At 49.7% G+C, this 18,819-nt stretch carries 12 protein-coding genes; 7 read left to right on the top strand and 5 right to left on the bottom strand.

Annotated elements, in window-relative coordinates; genetic code table 11:
- Positions 1-51: 51 nt before the first annotated feature.
- Positions 52-1,470, bottom strand: a complete 1,419-nt coding sequence (locus tag AAHB90_RS14280) for an immunoglobulin domain-containing protein (protein ID WP_342085875.1) — start codon at positions 1,468-1,470, stop codon at positions 52-54.
- Between the two features lie 184 nt (positions 1,471-1,654).
- Between AAHB90_RS14280 and AAHB90_RS14275 the strand changes: the two genes are divergently transcribed.
- Together AAHB90_RS14275 and AAHB90_RS14270 are read left to right on the top strand one after the other, a co-directional pair.
- Positions 1,655-2,449 carry a HipA family kinase gene (locus AAHB90_RS14275; RefSeq protein ID WP_342085874.1) on the top strand — a complete coding sequence of 265 codons (795 nt, stop codon included), beginning with the start codon at positions 1,655-1,657 and terminating at the stop codon, positions 2,447-2,449.
- The gene (locus tag AAHB90_RS14270) at positions 2,439-2,825 is read left to right on the top strand and encodes a DUF3037 domain-containing protein (protein ID WP_342085873.1); all 387 of its coding nucleotides are present in this window, start codon (positions 2,439-2,441) and stop codon (positions 2,823-2,825) included. Before AAHB90_RS14275 ends, AAHB90_RS14270 begins: the two co-directional genes overlap by 11 nt.
- A gap of 290 nt (positions 2,826-3,115) precedes the next feature.
- Here AAHB90_RS14270 and glgB read toward each other — a convergent pair whose 3' ends face one another.
- The 3 genes from glgB to AAHB90_RS14255 are packed head-to-tail and all read right to left on the bottom strand — an operon-like array spanning position 3,116 to position 10,365.
- Complete coding sequence (gene glgB, locus AAHB90_RS14265) at positions 3,116-5,041, bottom strand: 1,4-alpha-glucan branching protein GlgB (RefSeq protein ID WP_342085872.1); 1,926 nt, start codon at positions 5,039-5,041, stop codon at positions 3,116-3,118.
- A gap of 15 nt (positions 5,042-5,056) precedes the next feature.
- A complete protein-coding gene (treS, locus tag AAHB90_RS14260; protein ID WP_342085871.1) occupies positions 5,057-8,398 on the bottom strand; it encodes a maltose alpha-D-glucosyltransferase in 3,342 nt (1,113 codons plus the stop codon).
- Positions 8,399-8,406: 8 nt separating this feature from the next.
- On the bottom strand, positions 8,407-10,365 hold the full coding sequence (locus AAHB90_RS14255) for an alpha-1,4-glucan--maltose-1-phosphate maltosyltransferase (RefSeq protein WP_342085870.1): 1,959 nt from the start codon (positions 10,363-10,365) through the stop codon (positions 8,407-8,409).
- A 464-nt stretch (positions 10,366-10,829) separates the two neighbouring features.
- Between AAHB90_RS14255 and AAHB90_RS14250 the strand changes: the two genes are divergently transcribed.
- The 5 genes from AAHB90_RS14250 (at position 10,830) to AAHB90_RS14230 (ending at position 16,911) form a co-directional block, all read left to right on the top strand.
- Entirely contained in the window at positions 10,830-11,207 is a 378-nt protein-coding gene (locus AAHB90_RS14250) for a response regulator (protein ID WP_342085869.1), read from the top strand.
- A 68-nt stretch (positions 11,208-11,275) separates the two neighbouring features.
- A complete protein-coding gene (gene treY / locus AAHB90_RS14245; RefSeq protein WP_342085868.1) occupies positions 11,276-15,493 on the top strand; it encodes a malto-oligosyltrehalose synthase in 4,218 nt (1,405 codons plus the stop codon).
- A 76-nt stretch (positions 15,494-15,569) separates the two neighbouring features.
- The gene (locus AAHB90_RS14240; protein WP_342085867.1) at positions 15,570-16,040 is read left to right on the top strand and encodes a hypothetical protein; all 471 of its coding nucleotides are present in this window, start codon (positions 15,570-15,572) and stop codon (positions 16,038-16,040) included.
- 22 nt (positions 16,041-16,062) lie between these two features.
- On the top strand, positions 16,063-16,647 hold the full coding sequence (locus AAHB90_RS14235; RefSeq protein WP_342085866.1) for a DUF4202 domain-containing protein: 585 nt from the start codon (positions 16,063-16,065) through the stop codon (positions 16,645-16,647).
- A 54-nt stretch (positions 16,648-16,701) separates the two neighbouring features.
- Positions 16,702-16,911 (top strand): hypothetical protein, encoded by a 210-nt coding sequence (locus AAHB90_RS14230; RefSeq protein ID WP_342085865.1) that lies wholly within the window; start codon positions 16,702-16,704, stop codon positions 16,909-16,911.
- 36 nt (positions 16,912-16,947) lie between these two features.
- Here AAHB90_RS14230 and AAHB90_RS14225 read toward each other — a convergent pair whose 3' ends face one another.
- Positions 16,948-18,813 (bottom strand): vWA domain-containing protein, encoded by a 1,866-nt coding sequence (locus tag AAHB90_RS14225; protein ID WP_342085864.1) that lies wholly within the window; start codon positions 18,811-18,813, stop codon positions 16,948-16,950.
- Positions 18,814-18,819: the final 6 nt, after the last annotated feature.

Raw genomic sequence — 18,819 nt, 5'->3', positions numbered from 1 at the left:
ATAAAAATGGTAAAAGTGAACAATTATAAAGGAAGGTGAAATTGAAAATGATCAGGGATTGAGTGCCACACCGGGCGAAACCGGCGGGTTGGAGACGATAATATCCACTTTCTTTCGCGGCGAAGCAATACACCCTGTTCCTGACTTGGTTGTCTCCACATAGTAGGATGCCGTGCCGGGTATACTAAGTCCGCTCACAACCCAGTTCTGCGTATTGGCCACTGGGCTTGTGCCATGCGCGGTAGCATACCAGGTGTAGGAAAATCCTCCGATGCCCGATATCGCCAATTGCGGAGCGAGTGCTGACAACGCCGCAGTGCCAATATTGCTGCAAGCCTTAGGGCCAGTTGCCAGGGGAACATCCGGCGAGCGACGTACGTCGTGGATATTAAGTCCGTTACTGCCCAGGCCGGCACCGAGTGCTCCGATATTCAAGTCGAGCTCCAGGCGGTCGAATATCACCGAGTTGCCGCCGGCATCTTTTGGCGCAAAATAGAAAGCCACCTGGTTGTTGTTTCCTCCCAGAAGGCCTAGTAAATCAGCATCTAACAGCGCGTTGGCCAGCGCGGAGGTTCCCACGGCCGTGTTGCCATTATAGGCTTGTAATGTAATGGCTGAGGACACGCTCACTGCCAGGAAAGAGCCACTTTGCGACAAGACAACCCGCACCGCGTCGGCGTTATTGGAGACCCCGTTGAAAAAGAATGTTTGTGTGATATGCCCGCTTAGCAAGGCAACGCCAGTCGAGACAAAAGAAGATTTCGAATTTAGATCATTATCAATCGCATTACCCGCGTTAAGCACATCAAAACTTCCCAGCGTGAGACCGGAATACCCTTTGGTGGTAACGTTGGGGCTACCGCAATCGGCTACATTAAACGGATAGGGATTAGAAGTATTTGTTGCTCCTGGCCCGTAAAACGCGTAGTAAACCTGTAAGCTGCTAGTACCCAATGCGACAGGAGAGGATAGCTTGGTCCGGACGTATTTAAATGTCGCCGTCGGGGTAATGGCCAGAAATACCGAGCCGTCAGCAGTGTAGTAGGTGCGGTAGCCCGGGGACTGTACTGCGACCTGTATACCATTTTTGTCATAGGCTGTCAGCTCGACGCCTCCGCCCAGCAAAGCACTGGAATTGTTGTTGGTTCGCACGTAGACGGTTACCGGAGTACTGGTGCTGCTTGTGACCTCTGAGGGGAATTCGAGCTGAATCCAGGCTGTGGAGGTTCCCAGCGTACTGCTGACTGTCAGTAACGCAAAATTATTATTCGGCTTGGTATTCCCTGTTGCATTTCGGGCATTATCTGCATTGATCACCGAATAACTTCCGGTCAGGCCACCGCCTGCCGCGCTACCTCCGTTGGTCTGCTTATCGGGATATACCGCATTCGAGGGTTGCGCAAAAGAAAATCGCGCAAGTGCTACGCAGCCGGTCAGGACCAGCAGCAATTTGAGGTAAAATTTTATCAAATTTATGAAGAAGGTTTACTGTTACAATTACTTCTACAAAGTAAGTATCAGATTTGTAACATGCAATTTTTTTTTATGATTTATTTGGCCGTAATGGTCCGTAGCACCGTTAGTACGCAGCGTGGGGTTAGTCATGTTGAAAAAAAAATCAAATTGACTAACTTCGGCATTTTAACCGATTTAAATGTTTCAATTGGACAAGGATCTTTTCAGCCTGCGAACCGTCAGTGTGCTTCGATATCTGACACCGCTTCGAGAAGGTGGTTCATTGCCCGCTATTGCGGAGGCCGACGATGATTTTCTTTATGTCCTGAAATTCAGAGGGGCCGGGCAAGGTACCAAAGCATTGATTTCAGAACTGATCGGGGGAGAGTTGGCGCGTTTTCTTGGGCTTAAAGTGCCTGAGATTGTTTTTGCAAACCTTGCTGAGGGTTTTGGCCGGACCGAGCCCGATGAGGAAATACAGGATTTGCTCAAAGCCAGTACCGGCTTGAATCTTGCCATGCACTACCTTTCCGGCGCTATCACATTTGATCCGGTCGTAACCAAGGTGGAGCCGCGTTTGGCATCGGAGATCGTATGGCTAGACAGTTTTTTAACCAACGTTGACCGTACGGCACGCAATACTAATATGCTCATGTGGCATAAGGAGCTTTGGCTGATCGATCACGGCGCTGCGCTTTATTTCCACCACTCCTGGCAGGGCTGGGAAGAACAAGCCCAGCGGCCATTTGTGCAGATCAAGGATCATGTTTTGCTTCGCAGCGCATCGATGCTCGAGGAAGTAAATACCGAATTCAGCAAACGACTTGCTGAGGGTATTATTCCGGCCGTTGTATCCCTTATCCCTGATGACTGGTTGATAAAGGATTCGCCATTTAACACTGTGGACCAGCATCGGCAGGCCTATATTTCTTATTTGCAGGCGCGGCTGTCGGCCTCTGAAATCTTTGTGAAAGGAATCCAGGATGCCAGATAGATTTTTATACGAATATGCGGTGTTACGCATCGTACCGCGTGTGGAGCGGGAGGAGTTCATCAACGTGGGTGTCGTGCTGTATTGTGCCTCTAGGGGTTTTCTTGCTTGTATTTCCGAAGTTGATCCGGACCGGTTAGCTGCTTTGGCGCGAGGAACTGATTGGGCAGAGGTTGAAGATTATTTACATTCGTTCAGGCAGATTTGCGAGGGTAACCGCCAGTGCGGCAGTCCGATTGCAGCATTGCCGCCTGCATCGCGTTTTCGGTGGCTTACCGCTACCCGTAGCACCGTTTTGCAGACCTCCAAAGTCCACCCCGGCTTTTGTGCCGACCCGGGGGAAACATTAAAGAAGATTTTTGTGCAGCAGGTAAAATAGTTTGCCCTCGCCCTTTCAGGGATTGGCAATAGAAGCTCTTTCTTACGAGGTAGAACTTTGATTTGCGAACCAACTGACAGCAAACTAGTTACCACCGGTTACCTGCTTGATGTTCTTTGAATCCAGGTGCTGTTTATACCGGATGAAAATAAACCTGCTGTTTAAAAAACAAGCCAACAGTTACGAGCAGCCGGTCAATTTGCCATTTGGCATGTGTGATAGATATCCAAGACGGTGGTAGGATTGTTGGAATTTTTCCATGCATTTTGTCCAATACGGCGCCATCCCCTTCAAAGCCATTCAAATTCTCTGGCATATCTTAAAACAATCACTGCCAATGCAGGCAGCGTCAACGGTAGCGAATGCGTATGACCATGTCTTGGAATAGGATAACTTTCAATCTCTTCCAGGCTGATCAGATCCGAGCCGCCGTAGCGCAGGTTATCACTATTGAAGACTTCCTGGTAGTAGCCAGGGTAGAAAACGCCAATTCGATAGTTTTCTCTCACTACCGGTGTGAAGTTGGCGACGAATAGTAGCTGGTCAGTAGAGGACGCTCCCTTCCTGATCCAGGCAAGAACGCTGTTGGTTGCGTCATGGTGATCGGTCCACTCGAATCCTTCCGCCGAAAAATTTCTCTCATATAGTGCTGGTTCATTCCGGTAGAACGCATTCAGATCTTTAACTAACGTTTGAATCCCGGCGTGCAGGGATCCGGACTTTTCATGCCAGTCGAGGCTATAATCATGACGCCATTCGCGGTTTTGCCCGAATTCACCACCCATAAATAGTAACTTGGCGCCCGGGTGACCGTACATGTATGTGTATAATAAACGCAAGCCTGCAAAACGCCGCCAGTCATCCCCGGGCATTTTTCCGAGCAGTGAGAGCTTGCCATGCACCACTTCATCATGCGAAAGCGGCAATACAAAACGCTCTGAGAATGCGTATTGTAGGCTGAAAGAAAGCTGCTGATGGTGATACGGTCGGTAAATTGGGTCTTTCTGAAAGTAAGAAAGAGAATCATGCATCCAGCCCATCATCCATTTCAGGTCGAAGCCAAGCCCGCCGCTACTGACCGGATGGGTTACGCCGGGCCAGGCCGTGGACTCTTCGGCAATCGTGAGCACGTCAGGAAAAAAATGGTGGACTGCCGAATTGAATTCCCGCAGGAATTCGATCGCCTCCAGGTTGTCCTTGCCGCCGTACCGATTTGGAATCCATTCGCCCTCTTTCCGCGAATAGTCAAGATAGAGCATTGAGGCTACCGCGTCCACCCGCAGACCGTCGATATGGAATTTGTCCAACCAATAAAGCGCGTTTGAAATCAGAAAGCTTTTAACTTCATAGCGCCCGTAGTTGAAAATCGCACTTTGCCAATCGGGGTGGAAACCCTGACGCGCGTCGGCATGCTCGTAAAGATGCGATCCGTCGAAATAGCTTAACCCGTGTTCATCAGTTGGGAAATGAGAAGGTACCCAATCAAGGATCACGCCTATTCCGGCTTGATGTAACGCATTGATAAGAAACATAAAATCCTGGGGCGTCCCATAGCGGCCAGAGGGAGCAAAATATCCGGTAAGCTGGTAGCCCCATGACCCGAAAAAGGGATGTTCCATAACAGGCAGAAATTCAACATGGGTGAATCCCATACACCGGCAATACTCGGGAAGCTCTGCCGCCAGTTCGCGGTAGGTCATCCAGCGACCTTCCTCCTGTTGGACCCTGCGCCAGGAGCCAAGATGCATTTCATAAATCGAAATCGGCTTTTGCAACGCGGGTGTCTTCCGGTTTTCAAGCCAGATCTGATCACTCCATTCGAATTGGAGATCCCACATAATTGAGGCGGTACGTGGAGGCGTTTCCCAGTAAACCGCATAAGGATCACCTTTTTCGACTTCATATCCATTGTTTGAACGGATAAAGTACTTGTATAATTCTCCTTGGCCGAGGTTTTCAATAGTAGCTTCCCAGATGCCCGAGCCATCTGTTCGTGGGGAAAGCGAATTGGCGCGCCGGTCCCAGCCGTTGAAATTACCAATCAGGGAAACTTCCGACGCATTCGGAGCCCATACGGCGAAGTGCGTCGCTTGCCCTTCAGAATCGCGGCGGATATGCGAGCCGAGCTTGTTATATAGGTGATAGTGTTTGCCGGATCTGAACAGCTCAATGTCATAGCCGGTAAGTAGCTGTTGCTTCTGCTGTTGTTGCGTCATAATACCATTATTTATTTAAGCCATCACACCAACCTCCTTCTTGTCGAGCATGGCCCGGATGCCACGTAGCGGTACCATTACCCAAGATGGCCGGTTGTTTACTTCATAATTGAGCTCGTAAATAGCCTTTTGAAGCAAGAACGTTCTCAGGAGTATTTCCAGGTCGCCTTTCTGATGTGGAATGATCGGACTCTCGCCGACGGTGTCCAAATAAGCCCTCATAAAAAAGCCGCTCATATAGTGAAACCATTGCTCCACATATGGGAGTAGTTTGCTCACATCCTCGGGCCTGATCTGATTATCCAGATACAGACTGCCGTGCGCTGCGTAGTGGAACGAGCGGAGCATCCCGGCTACATCGCGCAGGGCCGATCGTTTCAATCTCCGTTCACTGTAACTGCGCGCGGGTTCTCCTTCAAAATCAAGAATGATGAAATCCTTTCCGGTGAACAGCACCTGCCCGAGATGGTAATCGCCGTGGATACGTATTTTGGCCGTCTCGATCTTGTGGCTATATACCTTTTTTAATTGCGTCAGTACCCCCTCTCGTGCTAATAGCACTTCCTCGGCCGCGCGCCGTGTTTCCGCATCTAGTTTCTTGATATTCCGGCTAAGGCTTTGAAATGCTCCCCGGACCAGTGATTGTAGCGAGGAATACACCGAGCGCTGATAGTGAAGCGAAAATTCCTCCGGTTTAAAGTCGGGATTGTCCTTTTCTGCGGCAAGGGCAAGGTGCATTTCCGCGGTACGCACGCCCAATAATCTGGCTTGCTCTGCAACGTGTACATCCAACAGTTCTTTGAGCATTTCCGGGATTTCTTCATAGCTTACCGGATCGGTAAGTGTTCCCAGCAGCTCGGCTGGGAGTTCCAGGCCAGTAGTTGAGAGTACCTTTTCATTGAAACTATCCAGTCTGTCAAGCATATTCGCCCAGGCATCTGTGGCGTTACCGACCATCTCCTGCATCATTCCCAGCACCATCGAGTCTTTTTTGTATTTCCATTCAATGGCGCCCACAAAGGCGGGAATATTTTTGAATCTGGCCTGATTAGTCAGATACTGGGTGATTTCGACATCTGGATTAACAGCCCGGTCTACCTTGCGGTAAAGTTTAAAAAAATACTTTCCATCGTAAGTGATGGATGTATTGCTTTGCTCTCCCGACAGCACGCGGGGCTTGATGCGGTCGGTTTCGCTGATATGCTGTGCAAGCTGCCGGTGAGAGCAGAAGTGGATCTGACTGTCCTTGGCGGGTACCCGCTCGTTTCCAGCCATGTTCTGGATCAACGCCTGTTGCAGTTCAAGACCGTAGATGGCATCAAACAGCACACCTTCTTCCTCACCCTTGATCTGAATCCGCGCCAGAACTGCCTGTGGGCAATTTTCACGGACGTTAAATGCAAAGGGCTCTTTGCCGAATGCAACCGGTAGCTGGTACATTTCCGGTAGATCGTTCAGATAGGAGGTTTCCAGCAGCAACAGGTAACAGGGCGGATTCTCGCCCAAAGGAATGGCGGCGTGCGATATGATGCTGACTTTGTCCAGCCCTTTTCCCTTTCCTCCAAACCACCTCATTTTCATAAGGTAGGAAGGCAGGATGTGTGTTTCCAATTGTTCAGTTACGATGGGATCCAGCAGGTCTTTCCATTTTTCAAGTCCGATCAGCGACAGCTCCTCGTTCTGGTCTATTTCCGGGTGTGTTTTTTGCATCAAAAAACACTGGCAGCCGTATGCCTCCAGCGTGAAGAAGTAAGGTGTATTGTCCTTCACGGAGGGGAATTTGTTTTTGCTATAAATTTCCACCGGCTGAAAACCCTTGAAATGATCCAGGTCAAGCTCGACCGGCTGTGGGAATCTGGAAAGGTTAGCGATCACCAGCATCGTTTCCTCCTCATAGGTTCGCGTGTAAGCCAGCACTTTTGCATTCTCGTGATTTAGAAATTTGATGTCGCCACGGCTGAACGCTTTATATTTCTTGCGCGTGCTTATCGCCCTTCGCATCCACCACAGCAGCGACGAGGAATTCCGTAACTGTAACTCGACATTGACTGATTCATAGTGGTATTGGGGATCCAATATCAGCGGCAGGTACAGGCGCTGAGGGTTGGCCTGAGAAAACCCTGCATTGCGGTCAGGGTTCCATTGCATCGGGGTGCGTACCCCATCGCGGTCGCCAAGGTAGAAATTATCACCCATCCCGATCTCGTCGCCATAGTAAATGATGGGCGTTCCGGGAAATGTAAACAGCAAGCTGTTAAGCAGCTCGATCTTTTTCCTGTTATTTTCCATCAACGGAGCAAGCCGGTGTCGTATCCCCAGATTGATCCTGGCTTTGGGATCTTTCACATAGACTTTATACATGTAATCACGCTCTTCGTCGGTCACCATCTCGAGCGTCAGCTCGTCGTGGTTGCGCAGGAAAATGCCCCATTGGCAATTGTCAGGGATAGCCGGGGTCTGGTCAAATATGTCGGTAAGCGGGTAGCGGTCCTCCATTTGCAGCGACATAAACATGCGCGGCATAATCGGAAAGTGATAGTTCATCTGACATTCATCGCCATCTCCGAAATAGGCTGCCGAATCCTCTGGCCACATATTTGCTTCGGCGAGTAGCAATGTTCCAGGGTAGCGGCTGTCGACGTATTTTCTGAGTTTCTTCAAAAAAGCGTGTGTCTCCGGCAGGTTCTCACAGTTGGTGCCGTCTCTCTCAAAAAGGTAAGGGACAGCGTCAAGCCGGAAGCCATCGACCCCCATCTTGCACCAAAAATTAATGATCTTAAAAATCTCTTCCTGAACATCGGGGCTGTCATAGTTCAGATCAGGTTGATGGTGAAAGAACCGGTGCCAGTAATACTGTTCTGCGACACTATCCCAGGTCCAGTTGGATTTTTCATAATCCTGAAAGATGATGCGCGCGTCCTTGAACTGTTTGGGATCGTCGGTCCATACGTAAAAATTCCGATAGGCCGAACCTTTCGGAGCCCGGCGAGCTCTCTGAAACCAGGGATGTTGGTCGGAGGTGTGATTGATCACCAACTCGGTTATCACTTTCAGGCCCCGCTTGTGCGCCTCACGCAGGAAAGTTTTAAATTCCTGGATATCCCCGTATGAAGGGTTAATGGTGTAGTAATCGGCAATATCGTAGCCATCGTCGCGGAGTGGCGATGGGTAAAATGGCAGCAACCATATGGCCGTAACACCCAGGTCTTGAAGGTAATCGAGCTGTTCGAGCAAGCCCTGAAAATCGCCTATTCCATCACAATTACCATCCTTGAAGGCTTTGATATGAAGTTCATAAATGACTGCATCCTTGTACCAATGCAGATTTTTCTCGGGCATTTCTTTTTTGTATTCCATGGGCTCTCTCAATTCAATCGTTCAACACTAAGAATGTGTGCGGGCATTTCGAAGGGATTCATCTGGACGTAGTTGTATTCCCCCTGCCATTTGTACTTCTCCCCGCTGAGCATGTCGCGGATCAGGTAAGATTGATCGTAGCCGATCCCGAACCGATGCAAAGGAACCCGGATGTGGGCGCCCTGTGTGTGATAATGGTCGAGATTGACGGCAATAATTAAAGACTTGCTATCGTCCGGCGCTATTTTGGTATAGCTAATCAACCTGTCATTATTGGTTTCATTGAATTCAATATTCCAGGTTGACTGCAATGCAGAATAAGCCCGCCTGATCTGGTTTACGCGGGTAATAATTTCGCGCGTCCGGCTATAACGGTCCCAGTCCCAATGCTTGATTTCATACTTTTCATTGTCCGTATACTCTTCTTTTCCAGGGTACGGCGTATTGATGCCGTATTCATAAACAGGGCCATACAGTCCATAGTTTGAAGAAAGGGTGGCGGCAAGGATGAACCGGATAATGTGGGCATTCTCGGCCCCTTCGACAAGATGGTGTGGCAGAATGTCGGGAGTGTTGGGCCAGAAATTGGGACGGAAATAGTATTGCTGATCGGTTTTGGTCAGCTCATGCAGGTATTGTTCGAGCTCCCATTTGCTGTTGCGCCAGGTGAAATAGGTGTAAGACTGGTTAAACCCGATTTTGGCAAGCCGCTCCATGACCCGCGGACGGGTAAAGGCCTCGGCAAGGAAGATTACTTGTGGGTTGGCCTTGCGGACCTGGCCGATCATCCATTCCCAAAACGGGAATGCCTTCGTGTGGGGGTTATCTATCCGGAAAACGTTGACACCCTGATCTATCCAGAAATCAATCACACTTTTAAGTTCATTCCAGAGATTTTGCCAGTCTTGTGTTTCAAAATCAAAGGGAAGAATGTCCTCATATTTCTTGGGAGGATTTTCAGCGTACTGCACCGTGCCGTCGGGGCGCCACCTAAACCACTGCGGATGTTCTTTCACATACGGGTGATCCGGCGCACACTGGTATGCAATGTCCATGGCGATCTCAATACCAAGAAGTTTCGCCTCGCGAACCAACTCTTTAAAATCTTCGATCGTTCCCAGCTCGGGGTGGATCGATTTGTGGCCCCCGAACCGGTTGCCTATCGCCCACGGAGAGCCCGGATCAGTAGAGGAGGGAACCAGTGAGTTATTTTTTCCCTTGCGCTTCATTTCTCCAATCGGATGAATCGGCGGAAAGTAAAGCGTATCAAAACCCATCTTGGCGACTTTTGGCAGCAGCCTGAGTACATCTTCAAAAGTGCCGTGACGGCCCGGGGTTTCGGCCGTTGAACGGGGGAAGAGCTCATACCAGGTGCTAAAACCAGCTTTTTTTCGCTCGATTTCCAGATGAAACGTTCGGTCGAACACGCTGATACGATCGGTGTAGCGAATCTTCGACATGGCTTCGGCCAACGCATCGCTCAGGGACAACTCGACTGCCTGCTGAGGATCCGCGTCATTTTCCAATGCGGTAATCCACCGGTTAAAAGCCTGCTCAAAGTCTTTTGATGCCAGCCCGGCCGCTTCTCTTAAAAGATCAGCCCCGATGCGTAGCTCAACTGCGATATCTTGGCCGTCGTGAAATTTCTTGACAAGACCCTTTTTCCAAGTCGTAAAGTGGTCGATCCAGCCCGTAAAGCGATATTCGTAAAAGCCTTCCAAGGCGGGCGCCCATTTCACTTGCCAATGGTCATTGCCCAGGTGTGACATGGGTAGATCCTGCCACAACGGGTCGCTGCCATGCCGGAAGATGACACTGGCCGCTACCGCATCGTGACCATCGGCGATAATGTCGGCCGAGAACACGACGCTTTCGCCAATCGCCCTTCTTGCAGCGAACCTGCCTTCCTCTACCTGGGGTTTGACGTTGCTGATCACTACCCGCTTTCTGCCATCCAGCGTGCTCATCGTCAATAGTTTTTAGTTGTTGGATGATGAATGCCGGCAATGATGATCAAAATCGTGCCTGCAGAGGTGAAACCGGATGCTGGAAAGATTCGGCTGATGCGCCGCGATCAGAAATGCTGGTTCTGCCTTGAGAGTAAAAAAAATATTTATTATCTTTTTGTATTCAGTAGCCCACTTCCATCAGATCTCACCACTCAACGATAGCCAGCAACTGGCCCAAGGAAACTAAAACAGTAACCGCAGGTTTATTGGTCTTGCCACCCGGAATCATAGACAACATGTGTACTATAATCGGGGCCTGGCCAGCGTATCAAGTCAATATTTGCCGGTTTGTCAGTTAGATTTGACAATTTTGTAGCTTATTTGCGACAATTATTTCTACAATTTAATAGTCGTAGAGGTAGGACGAATCCTATTGAGGTTGAGTATAATGGATATTGTGGAACCCTTCTCTTACTATAAAAATGGAATTTATTATCGTAGACGACAGTGTATTCGATCAGTTTACCCAGGAGAAATTGCTGCTCAAAAGCGGTTTAACCCAAACGGTAAAAACGTTCAACTCGGCACAGCATGCGATAGATCACCTTCGTAAGCAGGATGTGGACATGCCCGAAACTGTGATCCTTCTGGATCTTCAAATGCCTGAACTGAACGGCTTTGAATTCACCGAACAGTATGGTTTGTTACCTGACGCGGTCCGAAAACGGATCCGCCTGTTTATGATATCGTCTACGGTCGACGTGTCGGACATCGAGCAAGCCAAAGCAAACCCCTACATTATTGAACTCCTGCCAAAACCCCTCGAAATACGGCTGCTGAGAGAGCTTCTCAGAAAATAGCAGCCTTCGTCGTGCCTTCCGCTGGCATAATATTTAATGGGCTGAGGATACACTTATCGTCAGCATGCATGAATAACCCAGTCTCCACTTACCGGCTCCAATTTCACAAAGACTTTTCATTTCAGGATTTTGAATATCTGATACCTTATTTCAGAAAATTGGGTGTGGGAACGATTTATGCTTCCCCGATCCTGGCCTCCGTGGCAGGCAGTACGCACGGCTACGACGGGGTAGACCCCGAGCGGATCGACCCTGAAATTGGCACCATCGACCAATTGCGTAACCTGGTATCAAGACTTGGCGAATCAAAAATTGGCTGGTTGCAGGATATTGTTCCCAACCATATGGCCTTTCACCCGGAAAACCCGTGGCTGATGGATCTTCTCGAAAAAGGGAAACAGTCGGTTTGGGCCCCGTACTTTGACGTCGCCTGGAATAGCGAGTTTTTCCAGGGCAAGCTTATGGTGCCATTTCTGGCCAAAGAGGCGCAGGAAATGATTGCCGCCGGTGAAGTAAAGGTGGTCTACGACGGTAACCGATTCGCGCTCGACTTCGGCGGGCAGGTCTTCCCACTGAACCTGCGGTCGTATCAGGTACTGCTCCAAAATGTGGGGGAAAAATCACAGGCCCTCATGCAACTGCTCGACCAGCTGAAAGAAATGAATCATATCGAGGATGCCCCGGCATTTTCCCAGAGCTGGGACGAGTGGATCTTACAGCTTCGCTCGCTTTACAACAATGCAGAAGCGAAAGCGTCGATCGAGGCTGCCTTGTTAAAAGTCAACGAAGATCCGGCAATGCTTGCGGCACTGGCAGATCAGCAGAATTATCTTCCCTGTCATTGGCAACGGACAGAGGAAGAGATCAACTACCGGCGCTTTTTTACCGTAAACGGACTTATTTGCCTGAGTATACAGGATGAGGCCGTTTTTGAGAAATACCATACACTCATCAGCCAACTGACCCGGGAAGGCCTCTTCCAGGGACTCCGAATCGATCATATAGACGGTCTTGCCGATCCAACATCCTATCTGCTCAGGCTTCGCCAACAAACAGGAAACCAGACATACATTATCACTGAGAAAATTCTGGGAGAAGACGAGAGCCTGCCTGAGTTATGGCCCATACAGGGAACGACTGGCTACGAGTTTCTCGCCGTGGTCAATAACCTGTTTACAAATCAATCCGCCAAAGAAGCATTTACCACATTTTATACTTCGTTGACAGCAGACGGCCGGCCAGTTGTCGAACAGTTGTTGAGCAAAAAAAGTGAAATACTTTACGGGCACATGGCCGGCGAGCTCGAAAATCTGTATCAGCTGTTCGTCTCGTTGGAATTGATTGACCCGCAAACGCTGGACCGGATCGGGGCCGGCCTCGTTTGTCAGGTAATCGGTGAGTTCCTGATCCACTGCCCGGTGTACCGATATTATGGCAGCGAAATGCCGCTCTCCGAACGGGAATCGCAAGCAGTGAAAGATATATTGATTGACATCAGCAAGCATCATCTCGATTTGTCGCCGGCCGTGGAAGTGCTGGAACAATGCTTTATTCATCGCCCTGCATTGGGTGATGAAGGTTACAATCGCCGGGCGGCTGAATTTTATCAGCGATGCATGCAGTTTACCGGGCCGTTGATGGCCAAAGGAGGGGAAGATACGCTGATGTACACCTATAACCGCTTTATCGGCCATAATGAGGTCGGTGATTTTCCGAACCGTTTTGGGATAACGGTCAGCGATTTTCACAGCTACATGAAAACGCGCCAGAGGCAATGGCCAATGGCGTTGAATGCCACATCTACGCACGATACCAAGCGTGGTGAAGACGTGCGTGCCAGGTTGAATGTGCTCACCGATTTGGCCGATGAATGGATCGGAGAAGTAAAACATTGGCGGCAGATTAATGGTGCCTTGCGTGGATCCGGGCAGCAGCTCAGCGACAATGATGAATATCTTATTTACCAGACCATAGCCGGGGCTTATCCGATGCCAGGGGAAGATGCCGGCGATTTCGCAGAGAGGTTAAATGAGTATTTGCAGAAGGCATTAAGGGAGGCCAAGATGCATTCATCGTGGTCGTCGCCCAACGAAGCCTATGAGAACAAAGTCAAGGCTTTTGCCAAAGAGATACTGAAAGACGATTCTGGGTTTTTCGGATCTTTTCAAAAGCTACTGGGCTCCATCGCGGACTTTGGCATTATTAATTCGTTGGCGCAAGTTGCGCTTAAATTCACTTGCCCGGGCATTCCCGACGTCTACCAGGGCTGTGAACTGTGGGATTTGAGCCTTGTAGATCCCGACAACCGGCGTAAGGTCGATTTCGAAAAAAGAAAAGAGTTGCTTGACGAGCTGGAAAATTATGAACCAGACCCGCTGCTGCAAAAACTTTGGGATGAGCGTCGAAACGGGCAGATAAAGCTTTGGCTGATGCAGCGATTGTTCCAGCTGCGAGGCCAGGAACCACTGCTTTTTACGCACGGCGAATATATACCATTGAAAATAAGGGGAATCTATAAGGATCATCTGCTGGCATTTATGCGTTGCCATAAACGCGATGTTTTCCTGACGATCATTCCGCTGCATGTGGCTGTGATGAGCCGCGCCCAGCAAAAGGACTTTTTTGACCTGGATTGGCAGGATACGCATATCGTCCTACCCGGGAACATACTTCCCGAATGGAGTAACGAACTCACCGGCAGCCAGGAGCTTTTCCAGACGAAACTTTTTCCGGCCGATCTTTTCACCAGAGTACCTTTGGCAGTATTAAAGGGCAAGCGCGTTGAAAACGAACGCAGTGCTGGTGTGCTGTTGCATATCAGCTCGTTGGCCTCTCCGTTTGGAATCGGCGACATTGGTCCTGAGGCGTATAACTTCGCGGATTTTTTAGAGCGGACCCATCAGAAATTCTGGCAAATTCTGCCGCTCAATCCAACAGAGACGTCTCAGGGCAATTCTCCTTACAGTGCCCTGTCAAGTCATGCAGGCAATTCGTTGCTGATCAGTCCGGAAGCGTTGGTTCTGGAAGGTTTTCTGACCGATCAGGACCTGGCGCATAACTATTTACCCGAATCGTCAACGGTGGATTTCCAGGCAGCTGGACAAAAGAAACAAGTTTTGCTGCAAAGGGCATTTGAAAACTACAATCAGGGTCCTGGCCAAGCACAGGGAGAATTTGAGGAGTTCGTGGCCAGCCATTCATCGTGGCTGCACGATTTTGCCTTATACACAGTACTTAAAGAGCGGTTTGAAAATAGGCCTTGGTACACCTGGCCTGAAGAGTTCCGAGACCGGCAGCAGGCAGCACTCGGCAAATTGAGGCAGACCGATCATGAGCAAATCCAGCGGGTTGAATGGCAGCAATATGTGTTTGACAAGCAATGGAAAGCGCTCCGGCGATATTGCAATGACCGGCAGATCAAACTGCTTGGCGATATTCCATTCTATGTCAGTTACGATTCGGCGGACGTCTGGGCACACCGTGAATTGTTTTGCGTGGACCAGGAGGGTAAGATCACCGGCATTGCCGGCGTGCCCCCTGATGCCTTCTCCGAGGATGGGCAGCTTTGGGGTATGCCTGTTTTCAACTGGAACGCCCTCCGGTCGCAGGGATACCAATGGTGGATAGATCGGTTGGCGCGGAATATAGAGTTGTTCGACCTGGTCCGGTTAGACCATTTCAGGGCATTTGCAGACTATTGGGAAGTACCGGGCGGTGAGAGGATCGCCGTCAACGGCACATGGAAAACCGGCCCTGGCGAAGATTTTTTTCGGAAAGCAGAAGCGGCTCTGGGCCGCTTGCCTTTCGTCGCGGAAGATTTGGGAGAAATTGGTTCTGAGGTCCATCTGCTGCGGGATAAGTTCAACCTCCCCGGAATGAAGGTGCTGCAATTCGCATTTGACGAAAGTATGCCGCAATCCGATCATATTCCGCATCACTACAAGCCTGATTTTATTGCTTACACGGGCACACACGACAACAACACGACCAGAGGTTGGTACCGCGAGCAAGCCGCTACTGGCATGCAGGAGCGTATTGAAATGTACCTTGGGAAAGCGATTTCCGAAGAGAATGTGGCAGCAGAGCTGGCCAGGACTGTCTTCGGTTCCGTAGCGAAAACGGCTATTTTGCCCATTCAGGATGTCCTTAATTTGGATGAGACGGCTAAAATGAACCTTCCGGGTTCGAGCGAAAATAATTGGTCGTGGCGGCTGTTGCCCGGACAGATCAGCGAGCAGGCCGCTCAGTTTCTCTCGTCGATTACGCTGCTTTACAATCGCGAATGAGTATTCCCGCAATTTAATCGGAAGACAAATGCAGTTGTGGCTATATTTGCGCATAGTCATCAACTCCGGGTTTACCATGCTTTTCAGAAAAATCACCGTTTTCATGCTGCTGGTCGTGACAGGTGCTTACATAGCCTCCTGCGACCGGCCAGCCGGAACGCCGCAGGAGGCTGCGGAATTGCTCACCGCCGTGCCAGAGTGGAAGATCGACCAGATTAGCGTCAACGACGCGGTCACCTTCAAAGACGGTAAAATGACCCAGCAATTTGGCAGTATTGATTTTCAGAGGTATATGGAAACTGTACGAGTGAAAAAGGACGGTGTGTTTTCCGGAGTCTTTAAAGGAGAATCCAAGTCTTTTTTGCTCAAATGGCAACTCACCCCCCAAAATATCACTATCAGCGCGGCCGATGGGGGCGGCAAAGGAGAATGGATCGTGCGCCCGGTTGACGTCCGAAAGGATTCTTTCGTGATGAAAACGCAAAGCACAGCCTATGATTACCCACGCATGACTACTATTGCCCTGAAATTCAAGGCAGCACAATAGCATTTACCTACACCAGATCATCATGAGCAAGCTCGACAAAGCTTTTGAACTTTTTGACGAATACAACAATCGCTCGCCCGAGCACACTGTATGGGACAATGTGTCCTATCCGATCGAGTACTTTTATGCTATAAAACTGCACGACTGGGTTACTAAACTCGATCCACAAGCAGATGAAAGCCTGCTTCTGGCATCGCGGTGCCAGCATATCGGCCGCTGGGAAATTGCCCGTAAAAGTTATCCGGATGGTAGAGTGGGTTATCTTAAATGGCGCAGTGACCTGTCCAAATATCATGCAGGTATTGCTGCTGAAATCCTTTCCGGGGTTGGATATGACCAGGAAACAATCAATCGCGTCAAGCAGATCGTACTCAAACAGCGCCTGAAAAGCGATACCGACGTGCAAACCATGGAAAACGCCCTATGCCTGGTTTTCCTCCAATACCAGTATGATGATCTGATCGCCAAAATGACCGAGGAAAAAATGATAGATATCTTGCGTAAAACCTGGGGCAAAATGAGCGATCCGGGTCGCGAGGCGGCGTTGTCGTTGCAGTATAGCGAGCAGGGGCGGGATTTGATCTTGAAGGCCTTGAAGGAAAATTGATGCCGAACTTGTTTTCGATGAGGTTCTTTGGAAAAAAATTAAGACTCGATGGAAATGAAAACAGAGACTAAAAATACCGATAACCTTTCCGGACGAATTATTTTGGGTGTTAGAAAAGCTGTACGCAAAATGATCGAGGAGAGGGCTTTGGCCGGAGATGGTGTAATGGTCGGTGACGGGGAGGAGGGGTTTAAGTATTTACCGGCCAAAGAGGTACTTGAATCGTTGAACAATTCGGATCATGAGCCTGAAAGCAAAAGCTAGCCGGAAAGTCCCAACTAGCTTTTATTTCAATATACATTACTTCCGAACCGTCCCCTGCGAGCCATCCAGGCTCTGTGCGGCTTTGACCAATTGCATAAATTCGGAGCGGTAACCCTCTTCATCTTTCCCGAAAGCACCTCGCGCACGCTGGATCACGTCCGCATAAGTAGCTTTTCCTTTGTATTCAGAACCACGTAGCAACAGACCGAACTCGGCTACGGCGCTTGCGAATCTGAGATTTTCAGAACATTTTTCAAATGCGACAGGCATTGCTTTTACCGGCAGCTCGAAAAGCAAACTTTGCTCACTGTCGGGCTTTTTATAACGGACTTTGACGGTCATCATTTCGTCGCTGCTTCCGGTTGTTGCACCATTGCCTTGCTGATATTTCAATGCCCCGCTTGATTGGATGTAGGAGCTCTGCACCCCCTTGGGAACAATTTCGTAAATGGCCGTTACCATATGGCCTGAACCCATCTCGCCGGCGTCTTTTTTGTCGTCGTCGAATTCATCGTTGCGCAATGCGCGGTTCTCATAGCCGATCAGGCGGTAGGCTTGCACTAGCGCCGGGTTAAATTCGATTTGGATTTTGACATCCTTGGCGATGGTGAACAAAGTACCGCCAAATTCCTGCACAAATTCCTTCCTTGCTTCCTGGATATTATCAATGTAAGCGTAGTTACCATTTCCTTTGTCGGCCAGTGTTTCGACCTGGCTGTCTTTATAATTACCCATTCCAAAACCCATTACGCTGAGAAAAATGCCTGCTTTGCGTTTGTCCTCGATTAGTTTCTGTAATTCGGATTCGCTGGAAATGCCCACATTGAAGTCGCCGTCAGTAGCCAGGATGACGCGGTTGTTGCCTTTGGGAAGGAAGTGCTTTTTGGCAAGATCATAAGCCAGTTCAATGCCTTCGCCCCCGGCCGTTGAGCCACCCGCTTCCAGTTTGTCCAAAGCCTCTTTAATGGTCTTTTTCTCTTTTCCGGAAGTAGGGGCCAACACCATACCGGCCGAGCCTGCATAGGCGACGATCGAAGTTTTATCTTCCGCCCGAAGCTGGTCGACCAACAGTTTGAAGGCCTGTTTGAGCAAAGGAAGCTTGTTAGGGTCGCTCATTGAGCCTGATACATCGATGAGGAAAACCAGATTGGACGCAGGCAGGTTTTCGGTCGAAATGGTTTTGGCCTGCAATCCGATATGCACCAGTTTCAGGCCCGGATTCCATGGTGAATCTGTGGTTTCGGAGGTGATCGCCACGGGATGCTCCCCGGAAGGCTGTGGATAGTTGTAGTCAAAATAATTGATCATCTCCTCGATTCTCACAGCATCCTCGGGCGGCATTTGGCCATTGTTCAGAAAGCGGCGCACATTACTGTAAGCAGCGCGATCGACGTCGACTGAGAAAGTCGTTACCGGCTGCTGACTGACCAAAAGAAAACCATTTTCATTGATCGGTTTGTAGCTTTCGGTAGGGGAGGGCAAATGAATAGCAGTTCCCCGAAACGCGGAAGGGGCAGTGCGAACCTGGTTGAATGCCAATGACTTTGCGGTGCGTGACAGCTCCACTGCATTCAATTCCTGATCCGCTATTTGCTGGGGCTGCATCGTATCTATTCTTGGGATTATCACCACCTTCAGGAAAGAACCCGATGTAACGGGCATTCTCAATGGGGCATATCCGGTCTTTTTAAACACGAGCGCCCTGGTCAGGTTTGGCACGCGAATCGAGAAGCGACCTGTCTGGTCGGTTACCGTGCCGGCGCCGCTGCCCTGTATGGTTACATTAACGCCGGCGATGGGCGTATTTGCCCCGTCGGTTACTATGCCAGTGATAATGCGCTCGGGCAACAACGCGAAGGCACTCAAAAAGATGGCTAGCAGAATAATTGCTCTTGTTTTCATGGTTTT

Source organism: Dyadobacter sp. OTU695 (assembly GCF_038440355.1).
Taxonomy (GTDB): Bacteria; Bacteroidota; Bacteroidia; order Cytophagales; family Spirosomataceae; genus Dyadobacter.
Note: the sequence above shows the minus strand (reverse complement) of the source record. Positions and strands in the feature narration are given on the sequence as shown.

What these genes read in the sequence shown, in the direction of transcription:
- AAHB90_RS14230 (WP_342085865.1), top strand. Translation starts at nt 16,702, where the DNA reads ATGAAAACAGAGACTAAAAATACCGATAACCTTTCCGGACGAATTATT.
- AAHB90_RS14225 (WP_342085864.1), bottom strand. Translation starts at nt 18,813, where the DNA reads ATGAAAACAAGAGCAATTATTCTGCTAGCCATCTTTTTGAGTGCCTTC.
- AAHB90_RS14250 (WP_342085869.1), top strand. Translation starts at nt 10,830, where the DNA reads ATGGAATTTATTATCGTAGACGACAGTGTATTCGATCAGTTTACCCAG.
- treS (WP_342085871.1), bottom strand. Translation starts at nt 8,398, where the DNA reads ATGGAATACAAAAAAGAAATGCCCGAGAAAAATCTGCATTGGTACAAG.
- AAHB90_RS14275 (WP_342085874.1), top strand. Translation starts at nt 1,655, where the DNA reads ATGTTTCAATTGGACAAGGATCTTTTCAGCCTGCGAACCGTCAGTGTG.
- AAHB90_RS14240 (WP_342085867.1), top strand. Translation starts at nt 15,570, where the DNA reads ATGCTTTTCAGAAAAATCACCGTTTTCATGCTGCTGGTCGTGACAGGT.
- AAHB90_RS14255 (WP_342085870.1), bottom strand. Translation starts at nt 10,365, where the DNA reads ATGAGCACGCTGGATGGCAGAAAGCGGGTAGTGATCAGCAACGTCAAA.
- treY (WP_342085868.1), top strand. Translation starts at nt 11,276, where the DNA reads ATGAATAACCCAGTCTCCACTTACCGGCTCCAATTTCACAAAGACTTT.
- AAHB90_RS14235 (WP_342085866.1), top strand. Translation starts at nt 16,063, where the DNA reads ATGAGCAAGCTCGACAAAGCTTTTGAACTTTTTGACGAATACAACAAT.
- glgB (WP_342085872.1), bottom strand. Translation starts at nt 5,041, where the DNA reads ATGACGCAACAACAGCAGAAGCAACAGCTACTTACCGGCTATGACATT.
- AAHB90_RS14270 (WP_342085873.1), top strand. Translation starts at nt 2,439, where the DNA reads ATGCCAGATAGATTTTTATACGAATATGCGGTGTTACGCATCGTACCG.